This is a genomic window from Raskinella chloraquaticus (SeqCode), from assembly GCF_021731865.1.
GTDB lineage: Bacteria > Pseudomonadota > Alphaproteobacteria > Rhizobiales > UBA4765 > Raskinella > Raskinella chloraquaticus.
The window spans coordinates 1-13,622 of record NZ_JAKFWN010000041.1; the positions used below are offsets into that span (position 1 = coordinate 1).

At 62.1% G+C, this 13,622-nt stretch carries 15 protein-coding genes and 1 tRNA gene; 6 read left to right on the plus strand and 10 right to left on the minus strand.

What is annotated here, in order from left to right; all coding sequences use genetic code 11:
- From ACINK1_RS13510 to hemB, 7 genes are all read right to left on the minus strand, one after another.
- Window positions 1–407, minus strand: a 407-nt coding sequence (locus tag ACINK1_RS13510) for a DNA-processing protein DprA (RefSeq protein ID WP_395760157.1), incomplete at its 3' end; no start/stop codon positions are given.
- Window positions 404–1,015, minus strand: a complete 612-nt coding sequence (gene plsY / locus ACINK1_RS13515; protein WP_376802785.1) for a glycerol-3-phosphate 1-O-acyltransferase PlsY — start codon at window positions 1,013–1,015, stop codon at window positions 404–406. The genes ACINK1_RS13510 and plsY, both read right to left, overlap by 4 nt.
- A gap of 32 nt (window positions 1,016–1,047) precedes the next feature.
- On the minus strand, window positions 1,048–2,379 hold the full coding sequence (locus ACINK1_RS13520; RefSeq protein ID WP_376802784.1) for a dihydroorotase: 1,332 nt from the start codon (window positions 2,377–2,379) through the stop codon (window positions 1,048–1,050).
- 6 nt (window positions 2,380–2,385) lie between these two features.
- Window positions 2,386–3,336: an aspartate carbamoyltransferase catalytic subunit gene (locus ACINK1_RS13525; protein ID WP_376802783.1), complete on the minus strand. Its 951-nt coding sequence runs from the start codon at window positions 3,334–3,336 to the stop codon at window positions 2,386–2,388.
- Window positions 3,337–3,399: 63 nt separating this feature from the next.
- The gene (gene ruvX / locus ACINK1_RS13530) at window positions 3,400–3,909 is read right to left on the minus strand and encodes a Holliday junction resolvase RuvX (protein ID WP_376802782.1); all 510 of its coding nucleotides are present in this window, start codon (window positions 3,907–3,909) and stop codon (window positions 3,400–3,402) included.
- Between the two features lie 82 nt (window positions 3,910–3,991).
- Window positions 3,992–5,179, minus strand: coding sequence for a benzoate/H(+) symporter BenE family transporter (locus ACINK1_RS13535; RefSeq protein ID WP_376802781.1), 1,188 nt, complete (start codon window positions 5,177–5,179; stop codon window positions 3,992–3,994).
- A 45-nt stretch (window positions 5,180–5,224) separates the two neighbouring features.
- Window positions 5,225–6,262: a porphobilinogen synthase gene (hemB, locus tag ACINK1_RS13540; RefSeq protein WP_376802780.1), complete on the minus strand. Its 1,038-nt coding sequence runs from the start codon at window positions 6,260–6,262 to the stop codon at window positions 5,225–5,227.
- Window positions 6,263–6,462: 200 nt separating this feature from the next.
- Between hemB and ACINK1_RS13545 the strand changes: the two genes are divergently transcribed.
- From ACINK1_RS13545 to ACINK1_RS13555, 3 genes are read left to right on the plus strand one after another with little or no spacing between them, the layout of a single operon-like run.
- Window positions 6,463–7,602, plus strand: coding sequence for an acyl-CoA dehydrogenase family protein (locus tag ACINK1_RS13545; protein WP_376802779.1), 1,140 nt, complete (start codon window positions 6,463–6,465; stop codon window positions 7,600–7,602).
- A gap of 3 nt (window positions 7,603–7,605) precedes the next feature.
- The gene (locus ACINK1_RS13550; protein ID WP_376802778.1) at window positions 7,606–8,667 is read left to right on the plus strand and encodes an enoyl-CoA hydratase/isomerase family protein; all 1,062 of its coding nucleotides are present in this window, start codon (window positions 7,606–7,608) and stop codon (window positions 8,665–8,667) included.
- Entirely contained in the window at window positions 8,667–9,074 is a 408-nt protein-coding gene (locus ACINK1_RS13555; RefSeq protein WP_376802777.1) for a DUF6163 family protein, read from the plus strand. The genes ACINK1_RS13550 and ACINK1_RS13555 overlap by 1 nt, the downstream gene beginning before the upstream one ends.
- 2 nt (window positions 9,075–9,076) lie before the next feature.
- Here the strand turns inward: ACINK1_RS13555 and ACINK1_RS13560 are convergent, their stop codons facing one another.
- Window positions 9,077–11,017, minus strand: coding sequence for a potassium transporter Kup (locus ACINK1_RS13560; RefSeq protein ID WP_376802776.1), 1,941 nt, complete (start codon window positions 11,015–11,017; stop codon window positions 9,077–9,079).
- 300 nt (window positions 11,018–11,317) lie between these two features.
- Between ACINK1_RS13560 and ACINK1_RS13565 the strand changes: the two genes are divergently transcribed.
- The gene (locus ACINK1_RS13565) at window positions 11,318–11,983 is read left to right on the plus strand and encodes a glutathione binding-like protein (protein ID WP_376802775.1); all 666 of its coding nucleotides are present in this window, start codon (window positions 11,318–11,320) and stop codon (window positions 11,981–11,983) included.
- 11 nt (window positions 11,984–11,994) lie between these two features.
- Here ACINK1_RS13565 and ACINK1_RS13570 read toward each other — a convergent pair whose 3' ends face one another.
- On the minus strand, window positions 11,995–12,252 hold the full coding sequence (locus ACINK1_RS13570) for a hypothetical protein (protein ID WP_376802774.1): 258 nt from the start codon (window positions 12,250–12,252) through the stop codon (window positions 11,995–11,997).
- 123 nt (window positions 12,253–12,375) lie between these two features.
- A complete protein-coding gene (locus ACINK1_RS13575; protein ID WP_376802773.1) occupies window positions 12,376–12,807 on the minus strand; it encodes a DUF2147 domain-containing protein in 432 nt (143 codons plus the stop codon).
- A gap of 367 nt (window positions 12,808–13,174) precedes the next feature.
- Here ACINK1_RS13575 and ACINK1_RS13580 point away from each other — a divergent pair, with 367 nt between their 5' ends.
- Window positions 13,175–13,441 carry an SEL1-like repeat protein gene (locus ACINK1_RS13580; RefSeq protein ID WP_376802772.1) on the plus strand — a complete coding sequence of 89 codons (267 nt, stop codon included), beginning with the start codon at window positions 13,175–13,177 and terminating at the stop codon, window positions 13,439–13,441.
- Between the two features lie 89 nt (window positions 13,442–13,530).
- Window positions 13,531–13,622: transfer RNA gene (locus tag ACINK1_RS13585), tRNA-Ser, on the plus strand.

Sequence of the window (13,622 nt, forward strand, 5' to 3'; positions counted from 1 at the left end):
AGGGCGGATGCGTTGCGTGAACCGACGATTGATACGATCATGCGCCGGACGATATCGCCCCGCCCGCGTATCGCCAGTAACGGAGGCGGCGCGTCAACAAAGGCAAGGGCTGCAGGATAATCTGTCTCGCCATAGGCAACGAGCCTGGCACCAAATCGCTCGATCGCCGCGACTTCCTGTTCGGCATCCGCAGCACTGGCAATCTTGAGTGCTCTGGCCCCACCGCGCCGCGCCAGTTCGGGCAGGGCCGCCAGCGCGCCTGCCGCACCCCCATAGCGATTGACCAGGCTGCGAAACGTTGCAGGGCCGACGTTTTCGCTGCGGATCAATCGCAACCAGTCAAGCTTTTGCTGATCCGTCAGGGGGGGAAGCGCGGTGTTACCCCAAGGCAGCAGATCAGCGCTCATTGACTGCCGATCCTCGATTCCGTTCCGCTGCGCAAGCGGGCGATATTGTCACGATGGCGCCAGCCCAGACAGGCTGCCAGCAGGAGATAAAGGACCGCCTCGCGCGGGAAGGCGAGACCCAGGGCGATGAGTGGTGCGCTGGCAGCAGCAATCAGGGCCGATAGTGACGAGTAGCGGGTGAGCCAGGCTACGCTCAGCCATATCGCTGCAAAGGCGATGGCAACCGGCCACGCCGTACCGAGGAGGACGCCAAGGAAGGTCGCCACCCCCTTACCGCCGCGAAAACGCAGCCAGACGGGGTAGAGATGACCCAGAAACGCACCAGCACCAGCAATCAATCCCGCATCGCTGCTCCAGTTGGCGGCAAGGGCTGAGGCGGCTGTTCCCTTCAGCAGATCGCCCAGAAGCGTCAATGCCGCAAGGCCCTTGCGCCCGGTCCGCAGGACATTGGTGGCACCGATATTTCCCGAGCCGATCTGCCGCAGATCGCCCGCGCCCGCAAACCGCGTGATGATAATGCCGAAGGGGATCGAGCCCAGAAGATAGCCGAAGGCGAGGGCTATCATCGCGCCCTGCAAGGTCATGGTGCTGGTGAAAAATTCCGCCATAAGGATCCACCCCTACCCGTGTCGCTGCAAGCTTATGAGTGGACCACCGCTCCTGCAACCACCGTCAGCTTGACTTTGCCCTGAAAGCGGGCGCGCTCGAAGCACGAGTTCTTGGAGCGTGAAACGATCATTGCCTCGTCGTAGACATAGGGCTCATCGATATCGATGAGAATGACATCCCCCGGCGCGCCGATTGCAAGCCGTCCTTGCGGCAGACCGAGCAGATCGGCGGGTGTCGTTGACAGCGCCCGCAGCAGCGTGACCAGCGAGCAATCGCCCGCATGATAAAGCCGCAACGAAGCCGCCAGCAGGGTCTCAAGGCCGATGGCGCCGTTCTCGGCTTCCGCAAACGGGTAGCGTTTGGTCTCCACATGCTGCGGATCGTGGTTCGAGACGATGACGTCGATGGTGCCGTCAGCGAGCGCGGCAACACAGGCTTGCCGGTCCGTTTCGGTACGCAGCGGCGGAGCGAGCTTGAAGAAGGTGCGATAGCCGCCGATATCGCTTTCATTGAGCGTCAGATTGGCAATCGCCACCCCGCAGGAAACCGGCAGGCCCTGACGCTTGGCAGCCCGCATGACGTCAAACGAGGCAGCCGTTGACAGAAGCGCCGCATGATAGCGCCCGCCGGTGAGCGCGACGAGCCTCAGATCGCGCTCGAGAGGGATGGTTTCGGCTTCCAGCGGAATGCCCTGGAGGCCAAGGCGCGAGGCCATCTCGCCCTCGTTCATCACCCCTTCGCCGACGAGATGCGGATCCTCGACATGGTGGACGACCAGCGCGTCGAAATCGCGGGCATAGGCAAGTGTGCGCCGCATCACCTGCGCATTCGTCAACGAGGTGCGCCCGGAGGTGAACGCCGCCGCTCCCGCCCACGTCAGCAGGCCGATCTCGGTCATTTCCTGACCCTTGAGACCCTTGGTGAGGGCTGCCATCGGCACCACCCGCACCGGGCTCGTGTCGCGCGCCCGCCGCAGCACGAAATCAACCAGCGCCGGCTCATCGATCACCGGATCGGTATCAGGCATCATGACGATGGTGGTGACACCGCCTGCCGCCGCCGCCCGTCCGGCGCTGCGTAACGTTTCGCGATGCTCGAACCCCGGCTCGCCGATGAAGACGCGCATATCGATGAGGCCTGGCGCCAGCACCTGACCCTTTGCCTCGATGATCTGTGTTCCCGGCGGCAATCGCCCGACCGCGCAATCCTTGCCAACCGCGCTGATGATGCCATTTTCTATGAGACAATCGCCGGTTTCATCGCGCCCGCTGTCGGGGTCGATGAGACGGGCGCCGCGGATATAGAGCGGTGGCCCCGGCGGATAGGTGTTGAGCGCGTCCTTGCGGTCAGAGCCGGGCTTCATGATGCCTCACTGATTGGGCAGGTGGCGCGCCAGCGCCTGAAGAACCGCCATGCGCACCGCCACCCCCATTTCCACCTGATCGCGGATGAGGCTTTGTGGCCCATCGGCAATGGCGCTGTCGATCTCGACGCCGCGATTCATCGGCCCTGGATGCATGACGAGGGCGTCGGGCTTGGCAAAGGCGAGTTTTTCCTCATCGAGGCCGAAATAGCGGAAATATTCCGGCACCGAGGGCACGAAGCTGCCCGCCATGCGCTCCCGTTGCAGGCGCAGCATCATGACGATGTCGCAGCCCTCAAGTCCTGCCCGCATATTGGTGAAAACCTGCACCCCGAAGCGTTCGATGCCGCTGGGGAGAAGCGTGGTTGGCGCCACGACCCGCACCTCGGCGCCCAGCGCCTGCAGGCAGAGGATGTTGGAGCGTGCCACCCGGCTGTGCAGGATATCGCCGCAGATAGCGATCCGCAGCCCCCCTACACGGCCCTTGGCGCGGCGGATGGTAAGCGCGTCGAGCAGCGCCTGGGTCGGGTGTTCATGCGCCCCGTCGCCGGCATTGATGACCGAGCAATCAACGCGCTGGGCCAGCAGATGGACCGCGCCGGCGGCGTGATGGCGCACCACCAGAAGATCGGGCCGCATGGCGTTGAGCGTGATCGCCGTGTCAATCAGCGTCTCGCCCTTTTTGACCGAGGATGACGCAACCGACATGTTCATCACGTCAGCGCCCAGCCGCTTTCCGGCGATCTCGAAGGAGGATTGCGTGCGGGTGGAGGCTTCAAAGAACAGGTTGATCAGGGTGCGGCCCTTGAGGGTCGCCTTTTTCTTTTCAACCTGCCGCGACAGCGAGATTTCGCCCTCGGCAAGATCCATCAGCGTCGTGATGTCATGAGCTGAAAGCCCCTCGATGCCAAGCAGATGGCGATGGGCGGCGGCAGGGCTGTCGCTGAATGATGTCATTAAAGCCTCCGCTTAGGGGCTAATGACGCGCGATGCAAGGGGAAGTGCGTCGTCCTGGCAGAATCACCGGTGCTCATTCGACTGGCCGGTTCCATCTGTTTGCCTCAGTACAGCCAGCCGGTCGAGCGCGCCCTGCAGGATGATGGCCGCCGCGTGCGCGTCAATGACCGCAGCGCGCTTCTTGCGCGACATATCGCGCTCGATCAGCGCGCGCTCGGCCTCGTGGGTCGAGAGCCGCTCGTCCTGGAAGACAATCGGCAATGAGGTGAGTTGCGCCAGCGAGCGCTGGAAGGCGCGGGTGGCCTGAGCGCGCGGGCCCGCGCTGCCATCCATGTTGAGCGGCAGCCCGAGAATGAGGGCCGCCGCCTGCCGCTCGGTGCAGATCGCCAGAAGGCTTGCGGCGTCGATGCTGAATTTCACCCGTTTGATGACGGTAAGCGGAGTTGAAAACCGCCATGTCACATCGCTGACCGCGACTCCGATGGTTTTGGTGCCCAGATCAAGCCCGATGAGCGCGCAGGGGCGCTCCAGGTGCCGGGCAAGCTCTTCCAATGTCGCGGCTGCTGCGCTCATCGCTATCGCTTAGCATGGTTCGGCCTTTGGCCAAGTCTGCATCGCTCAAGTCCTTTGTCGCTCAAGTCCTTTGTCGCTGACGTCAGATATTCTGGCGCGGCCAGCGCTCGATCCCCATCACCAGCAACCCGAAGACGAGGCCCAGAAAGGCCGATCCGATCCCGGCAATCGATAGCCCCGATGCTGTGGTGAGAAAGGTGATGGCAGCGCTCAGGCGGACGGTTTCATCGTTGAGCGCGGCGAGTGCTGCATTGCTGAAAGCGCCGATGAGCGCCAGGCCCGCGACCGCTTCGATCAGGAGCGGCGGTGCCCGGGTCACCGTTGCCGCCGCCAGCCCGGCAATCAGTGCGAGCATGATGTAGCCGATGCCCGAAAATACCGCCGCCACATAGCGCTTCTGTGGATCAGGCCCCGCATCCGGCCCGGCAGCGAGCGCCGCGGTGACCGCTGCCAGGTTGACGGTCGGAGCGCCAAACGGCGCGATCACCACGGATGCGAGCCCGGTGCTGACGAAGGCCAGCGAGGTTTTGAGGTGATAACCGAAGGTCGCCAGCACGGCGAGCCCGGTGATGTTCTGTGAGGCCATGGTGACGAAGAAGAGCGGGAGAGCAAGCGAGACCGTTGCTTCCAGCGAGAAGGTGGGTGTGGTCAGGGTTACCTGTGGCCATTGCAGCACGCCGTCATAGGTGCCTGGCGGCGCCAGCGCGATGGTTGAGACAAGCGCCACGAGTGCTGCGACCGGAACCGCAGCCGAGCGGGCAAAGCGCATGAGGATGAGCCAGACGAGGATGACCGCCCCTGCCGTGACCGGAAGAGCCTTGAGGGCAATGAAGGGCGCAAGACAGAGCTTCAGCAGCACACCTGCCAGCATGGCGCTCGCAATCGGCTTGGGGATGGCAACCACCAGCGCGCCAAGGCGCGGCCATAATCCGGCGAACGCAATCATGAGGCCGGCGAGAATGAAGGCACCGACCGCGTCGGCAAAGCCGCCGGCCGTGCCGCCGACACTGATGAGCAGAGCAAGCCCCGGTGTCGTCCACGCAATCGAGACGGGCATGCGTGTCACCAGCGACAAGCCGATCGCCACGGCGCCTTTGGCGAGCCCCAGCAGCAGGAGCGCGGAGGCGATATCAGCACCCGACGCGCCAACCGCCCGCAGGCCCTGAATGACAATGGCGACCGAACTCGCATAGCCGACGAGCGCCACCATCAGCCCGGCCGAGACGGCGCGCGGCGTGATGTCAGCGAAGACCGTAGCGAGACGAGACATGGGCGGAACCTGACGGGCGGCAGGCCAATGGCCCTGTTCTGTCGGCTATCTGAGGCGTTCAGCGATGACTGGCGCGAAATAGGTGAGGATGCCATCGGCGCCAGCGCGCTTGAAGGCCTGCAGGCTCTCCATCATCGCCCGCTCGCCATCAAGCCAGCCGCGCTCGGCGGCAGCCTGGATCATCGCGTACTCGCCCGAGACCTGATAGGCGAAGACCGGCACCTTGAACGTGTCTTTCAGCCGCCGCACGATGTCGAGATAGGGCATGCCGGGTTTGACCATGATCGCGTCAGCCCCTTCGGCCAGATCGAGCGCCGCCTCCTTGAGCGCCTCGTCGCTGTTGGCGGGATCCATCTGATAGGTGCGCTTGTCGCCTAACAGCGTCTTTGCTGTTCCCACCGCATCGCGGAACGGGCCATAAAAGGCCGACGCGTATTTCGCCGTGTAAGCCATGATCAACACGTTATCAAAGCCGTGGGCGTCAAGATCGCGGCGGATGGCGCCAACCCGCCCGTCCATCATGTCGGAGGGGCCGATGATGTCGATGCCCGCTTCAGCCTGCACCACGGCCTGGCGGGCGAGAATGCCCAGCGTTCGATCATTGACGACCGTTTCGCCGCTCAAAATCCCGTCATGGCCATGGCTTGTATAGGGGTCGAGCGCTACATCCGACATAAGCCCGACCTCGGGAACGGCGCCTTTGATGGCGCGCGCCGCCCGGCACACCAGATTTTCGGGATTGAGTGCTTCGCTGCCCTCATGATCGCGCAGATGCGGCGGTGTGTTGGGAAACAGCGCGATACAGGGGATACCGAGCCGGGCGGCTCTTTCCGCTTCGCCCGCCACCAGATCAACCGTCACCCGCTCGACGCCGGGCATCGAGGCGACCGCTTCGCGGCCGCTCCTGCCCTCATTGAGGAAGATCGGCCAGATGAGATCATCGACCGTCAACGTCGTTTCACGCACCATGCGGCGCGACCAGACCGTCTGGCGCAGCCGCCTTGGCCGCACCTGCGGAAACTGGCCAGGGGCGCTGGCGCCACCATCACTCAGCGGCAGGGGGGGACGGCTTTGTCGGTTCATCGTCAACTCGCAACTGGAACGATCAGGAAGGCGTCTTATCACGGGAAAGCCGGCAGCAAAACCGCCGCTTGCGGCCAGCTTGTCGCAAGAGCAGGAGGGAGGGCGCCCCCAGGCGCGGGTGATGATTGACGCCACCGCCTCCTGCCCCTATCCCTCAGCCATCATGCGGCACAAGCTGCCGCCGCGCCATCGGGGCAGGGATGACCAGTGATCTGACCGCAGACCAGACAGCTTTTCGTGATACGGCGCGCGCTTTTTCCGATGCCGAGCTGGCGCCGCATGCTGCCCATTGGGACGAGCATCATGTCTTTCCGCGCGAGGCGTTGCAAAAGGCTGCCGCGCTGGGATTTGGCGGCGTCTATGTGCGCGAGGATGTCGGTGGCAGCGGCCTCACGCGCCTTGACGCGGCGATCATCTTCGAGGAGCTGGCGCGCGGCTGTACCTCGACGACGCCGTTTCTCTCCATCCACAACATGGCCTCGTGGATGATCGACAATTTTGGCCATGACGATCTTCGCCGCCACCATCTTCCTGATCTTGCCACCATGCGCCGCGTTGCCAGCTATTGCCTGACGGAAGCAGGCTCGGGCTCGGATGCGGCGGCGCTGAAGACCCGGGCCACACGAGACGGCAATCATTATATTCTCAATGGCGCCAAGGCATTCATTTCCGGTGGTGGCGTGTCGGACGTCTACGTCGTCATGGCGCGCACCGGCGGCGAGGGGCCGCGCGGCATCTCGACGTTTCTGGTGGAGAAGGAGACGCCTGGCCTGAGCTTCGGCGCGCAGGAGCGCAAGCTTGGCTGGCACTCGCAGCCAACATCTGCCGTCATCTTCGATGATTGCCGCGTGCCGGCGGAAAACCTCATCGGCATTGAGGGGCAGGGGTTCAAGATCGCCATGGCAGGGCTTGATGGCGGGCGCGTCAACATCGCCGCCTGTTCGCTGGGCGGCGCGCAATTCTGCCTTGAGACGACACTTGCCTACGTCAAGGCGCGCCGTCAGTTCGACCAGCCTCTTGCCGACTTCCAGGCATTGCGTTTTCGTCTCGCCGATATGGCAACAGAGCTGATGGCAGCCCGCCTCATGGTCCATCGCGCCGCCCGCCTGGTGGATGCTGGCGACAGCGAAAGAACGAGCGCGGTCGCGATGGCCAAACGCTTGGCGACTGATGTTGCCTTTGATGTTGCCAACCAATGTCTGCAGCTTCATGGCGGCTATGGTTATCTGCGCGATTTTCCCATCGAACGCGTTGTGCGCGATCTTCGCGTCCACCAGATCCTCGAAGGCACCAACGAGATCATGCGTGTCGTCATCGCCCGCGCCATGCTGGGAGGCTGACGGGTGACAGCAGTCAGCCAGACGAGTGACGTGCTGCTCGAGGAGCGCGGCCGCGCCGGCATTATCTCGCTCAACCGCCCGCAGGCGCTGAACGCGCTGACGCTTGGCATGATCGATGCCATCGCCGCAGCCCTGAACCGCTGGGAGCACGATCCGCGCATCGCCCATGTGATCGTGCGCCAGGGTGCTTCGCGCGCGTTTTGCGCAGGTGGCGATATTCGCACCCTTGCAGCGCAGATAACCGCGCAGAAATGGCAGGAGGTGGACGCCTTCTACCGCCGCGAATATCACCTCAACCGCCGCATCAAGCGCTATCCCAAACCTTATATCGCGCTCATCGACGGCATCGTCATGGGGGGAGGCGTCGGGATATCGATCCATGGCCGCTACCGGGTGGGAAGCGAGAAGCTCGCCTTTGCCATGCCAGAGGTTGGCATCGGCCTCTTCCCTGATGTTGGCGGTACCTATTTTCTGCCACGTATGCCGGGCAGGCTGGGACTTTATCTGGCATTGACCGGCGAGCGCATCGCCCTTGCCGATGCGCTTTATGCCGGCGTCCTGACCCATCATGTGCCGGGCACTGAATTCCCGGCCCTGATTGACGCGCTGGCGGCTGGCGATGATTCCGGTGCCATTCTCGATGCATTTTGCCAAAAAGCCGGCACGGCCCCGCTGGAAGACCGGATGGCCGAATTGTCGCGGCTCCTGTCGGGCAATTCGCTGCCGGAGCTGATGGCCCATTTGCGTGCCTTGGCGGCGGCTGGCGAGGCAGATGCTCAGAAGCTGGCCGATCTTCTGTCGGTGCGCTCGCCAACCTCGCTGGCGCTGGCGTTCCGCCAGGTGAAAGAGGGGGCGCATCTCGATTTCGAGGCGTGCATGCAGATCGAATACCGAATCGTCAACCGCATCGTTCGCGGCCATGATTTCACCGAAGGCGTGCGTGCCGTCATCATCGACAAGGACAACGCTCCGCGATGGGAGCCATCGACCATTGCCGCCATCGACTGGCAGCGGATCGAGGAGCATTTCGCTCCCCTTCTTCGACGCGAACTGGATTTTGCCTGATGCACGCAAGCGACGACGTCATCGAGCCCGACGATATCATCCGCGAAGAGAAGTGGATGGCCTGGTTCCTGCGCCTGCTTGCGCTCCTTTATCTGTTATGGGGCGCGGCCAACTGGGCCGCCATTATCGGCGTGCCGGGAACTGCTGATTTTCTCCAGTCATCACTGCCCCGTCAGGTGTTGATCGGCTACCTCGCGGTGATGATGCCCATCGCCGCCGTCGGCCTGTGGGTGACGTCATCCTGGGGCACCGTCATCTGGCTGGTCGTCGCGCTCTCGGAGGTGGTCGCCAACACACTCTTTGCTGACATCTTCGGCTGGGCGTTCGACCTCGTTGCCTTTCATATCGTCACGATGGCAATCTACCTGGCTCTTGCCTGGCGGATGTCGCGCCGGCGGACCGGCTGAGGCTACACCAGCACCTGGGTTCCAAGCTCGACCACACGCCCTGAGGGAATATGGAAGAAGTCGGTGGCGTTGGTCGCGTCCTTTGTCAGCGAGATGAACAGCCTGTCCTGCCACATCGGCATGCCCGAGCGGGGATCGCGCTTGAGGTTGCGCCGCCCCAGGAAGAACGACGTCGTCATGATGTCGAACTTCAATCCGCTCTGCCGGCATTTGGCGAGCGCCAGGGGGACGTTCGGCGTATCCATATAGCCGTAATTGACAATGATACGCCAGAAATCGGCCGAGATGTGCTCAACCGTCGTGCGCTCTTCCTTTGCCACATGCGGGGTCTCGGCAAATTGCACGCTGAGAATGACATTGGTCTGATGCAGAACCTTGTTGTGCTTCAGATTATGCAGCAGCGCATGGGGCACCGATAACGGATCGGTGGTGAGAAACACGGCTGTCCCCGACACTCGCTGAACCTTTTCCAGTGAGCGGAAGAGGCTGGTGAGGGGCAGCGTGTCGCGGCGCATTTTTTGCGACAGGATGACGGTACCGCGCACCCAGCTCGCCATTGTCACGACGATTGCAAGCGCCAGCATCAGCGGCACGAAGCCGCCATCGAAGAATTTGAGCAGGTTGGCCGCGAGGAAGGAAAGATCGACCAGCAGAAACGGCAGGATAACCACGACGGCGAGCCACGGGCGCCATTTCCACACACGAATGGCGACGATGAAAGCGAGAGCGGTATCGACCACCATCGATCCCGTCACCGAGATGCCATAGGCAGCGGCGAGCTTGCTGGAGGAACCGAAATAAAGCACCAGAAGGATCACGCCGATCAACAACAGGCGGTTGACGCGCGGAACGAAAATCTGACCGGCGGTGGTCTCGGACGTGTAGCGGATTTCAAGACGCGGCAGGAGGCCTAGCTGCACCGCCTGCTGGGTCATTGAAAAGGCACCCGTGATCACCGCCTGGCTGGCGATGACGGTTGCGGCCGTTGCGAGGATCACCAAAGGCAGCACCGCCCATTCCGGCGCCATCTGGAAGAAGATGTTGTCGATGGCCTGGGGGTTCGCCAGCACCATGGCGCCCTGACCGAGATAATTGATGGTGAGGCTCGGCAGGACGATCGCCATCCAGCTGAAGCGGATGGGAGAGCGCCCGAAATGCCCCATATCCGCATAGAGCGCTTCAGCGCCCGTGACGGCAAGAAAAACTGAGCCAACGACGGTAAAGCCGATCCACCCTTCGCGGGAGAGGAAGGAGATGGCAAGAACCGGGTTGAAGGCTGTCAGGATCTCGTAATCCTGCGGGATCTGCCGCAAGCCGAGGATCGCGAGGCAGATGAACCAGGCGAGAGTGATCGGGCCAAACCACGCGCCGACACTATGCGTCCCGCGTGATTGCACGGCAAAAAGGCAGATAAGAATGATGAGCGTAATCGGCACCACGTAATGCTCGAGCGCCGGGGTAACCACTTTGAGCCCTTCAACCGCCGAGAGAACCGAAATCGCCGGCGTGATAATGGCGTCGCCGTAGAACAGGGCGGCACCGGCGATACCGAGAGCGAAAACGAAATTGGTGCGCCGGCCGATCGCCCGTTGCGCCAGTGCCAGCAGCGACAGGGTGCCACCTTCGCCCTTATTGTCTGCCCTCATGATGAGCAGGACATATTTCAGCGTCACCACGACGATCAGCGACCATAAAAGCAGCGATACGATGCCGATGACCTCGTAACGCTGGACGCCACCGGAGGTGATGTGGTTGAGGGATTCGCGCAACGCATAGATCGGGCTGGTGCCGATATCGCCGAAGACAACACCGATCGAGCCAATCGCCAATGCGGCAAAACTCGCCGTTTTCGGCCCATGGTGGCTTGTGTCACCGGTAGCGCTCTTGCCGGCAGCATCGTGCGAGGATTCGGCGCCGGGAAGCGTTTCTGGGGTAGATGGCATTGTGCTCATGGGGTTTGGGGCGCTTCAATCACGGGAGGGAATGAAATATTCCGGAGTGATGATTATTCCAGTACCGTTGCGCTGCTGGCCTTCTGCGATGTTAGCCAGATGCACTATACCGCGTCGCAACAAGCATGGGCAGGGCCTTGCGATCACGATTTCTTGCAAGCGATCTGTACGCTGTTTTACTGTGCAGCGCCGGGCTCTTTGCTCATGAAACCCATATAGGGCATCCTTTAGCCACGACACAAGCCACGGCAGGTGATAAACGCCGCGCCAGCATCATAGCGAGATCACCACATGACGACACGCCCGCCTTTGCTCGATCTCTACCACTGGTCAACACCGGTAGGGGCTGCGGTGACGATCATGCTGGAGGAAAGCAGGCTGGATTATTGTGTTATTCCTGTCGATATCAGCAAGGGCGACCAATTCAGCCCGCCCTTTTCAACGCTGTCGCCAAACGCCAAGCTGCCGCTGCTCGTTGACCACGATGGCCCGCTGGAGCGGCCGTTTGCCATCTTCGAATCCGGCGCGATCCTGCTCTACCTGGCGCGCAAAAGCGGCATTCTGCTTCCCGCGTCAGCGGAAAAGCTCAGCCTCGTGGAACAGGGCCTGTTCTGGGTGATCAGCAGTTTTGGGCCGATGATCGGCCAGAGCCATCATTTCCGCCACTATGCGCCCGAGCCCATCGCCTATGCGCTCACGCGCTATGATGGCGAGGTGCGCCGTCTCTACGCCGTTCTCGAAAAGCGCCTGGCGAAACAGGGCTACATCGCTGGCGACTACTCCCTTGCCGATCTGGCGCTGATTGGCTGGGTGCGCCTCCACGAGCGCCATGATGTCGATTTGTCAGCAATGCCCGGCATCACCCGCTGGTTCAACGACATGATGGCACGTGACACCGTCAGCCGTGGTCTGGCCGTCGGCAACGAGGCGATCGAGCGGCGTTTCAGCCCCGCCTGAAGCGGGCTGCCTCAGGCCGATTTGCGCTTGCGGCACTCGCCAAGGAAGCCGCGCCACGTTTGTGTACCAGTCTTGCCGGCGGCTTTGCTCGCTCGCCATTCCGCGCCGCAATCGCGCATGATCTGGTCATTGCGCAACTGGGCCGGCGAGCGCGCCCGTTTGGGGGTCGCCTTTGTCTGGCCCTGTCCGGCTTGCGGCTGTGTGGTTTGCGCAAAGGCAGGTGGCAGCAAAAGCGTGACGCCAAGCGCCAGCACAGCAATCAGGCTCATTATCCGTTTCATCACGTCCTCGTTGCGGCGTCGCACCGGCTTTGCGGGTTTCGGGAGTGCATTGACGCGATGCGGGTTCCAGCCCACGCGAAAAATACGTCAACACTGAAGCGATGTGTGACCTCAGTTGACACGAGACCAGTTGACCGAACGGCAGATCAGCCCGCCGAGCACGCAGCCTTGCGTCGTCAGCTTTCCGTCATCAAGCGTCATATTGCCGGTATAGACCTTGCCGTCTTCCGGATTATAGGCCTTGCCGCTCCATTTATTACCACCATTGGGCTTCATGTCGTAAAAGACGCGTACCCCCACCAGCGGTCGGCTGCGCTGCGCTTCGTCCGGGTTGTTTTTATCCAGTCCCGGATCCTTCAGCCACACAATCGTTCCGCACAGCGCGGAGCCGCAAGCAGCAAACCGCACGCGCGAGGCGCCGTTTTCACGCAGCCATGTTCCGGTTGCATCCTGGGCCTGCGCCATATTGGCCGGGACAAGCGCCAGCCCGATGAGCGCCCAGGCACCCGCCATCGACACGGCCCTCAGTAATTGTCGGATCATCGCTTAATCTCCCTTACGAAGCCATTATTGGCTCTGGTGTTTGCAGGCAGGCTATCTCCACCTTGGGCATTTCGCCAAGAGGAATGATCGCAGCGCGTGCTGAAAGCTGTTGGCGTCGTGGTTGATGAATTCCGTCTGTGGCGAGCCGGAACGATAAGCGCTTTGCTAAAATTTGACCGAAATCGTCTCAATTCGGCTTAGTTTCAGGCAATCTTCATGCTCTGCTCATGTTTCGCACATCTCCCGTTAAACCTGTCATTTTACGCGAATTTGACAGGTTCACGTCATTCTCTCTCCATCAGCGCACCGGTTCGCCGGGAGTTGGAAACAGGGACGTCAAAGCCCGAAAACGGGCATGAGGGACAAAATGGCACGGCTTGCAAACAATGATATCGAGATGAACGCCCTTTCAGGAGCGATGGACGGCGAAGCGCTGTTCCGCCTCGGGCTTGTCTACGCCACGGGACGCGCGGTTGAGATCGACCGCATCAGCGCGCATAAATGGTTCAATCTGGCAATCGCCAAGGGCTATCGCGCCGCGACGAACTATCGTCAGGAAATCGCCGGCGAGATGAAGCAGGACGAAATCGCCGAAGCCCTGCGCCAGGCCCGCGCCTATCTCAGCATCCATTGACGCGGCGCGGGACAAGCCGCGCCCTGCAAAACATATGCGCGCCGGCCTGTCTTGCACTCGGTCGCGAAGCCGGGCATATCTCCGCCAACGGAGACGTGGCCGAGCGGCTGAAGGCACTCGTTTGCTAAATGAGCATACCTTGAAAAGGGTATCATGGGTTCGAATCCCATCGTCTCCGCCA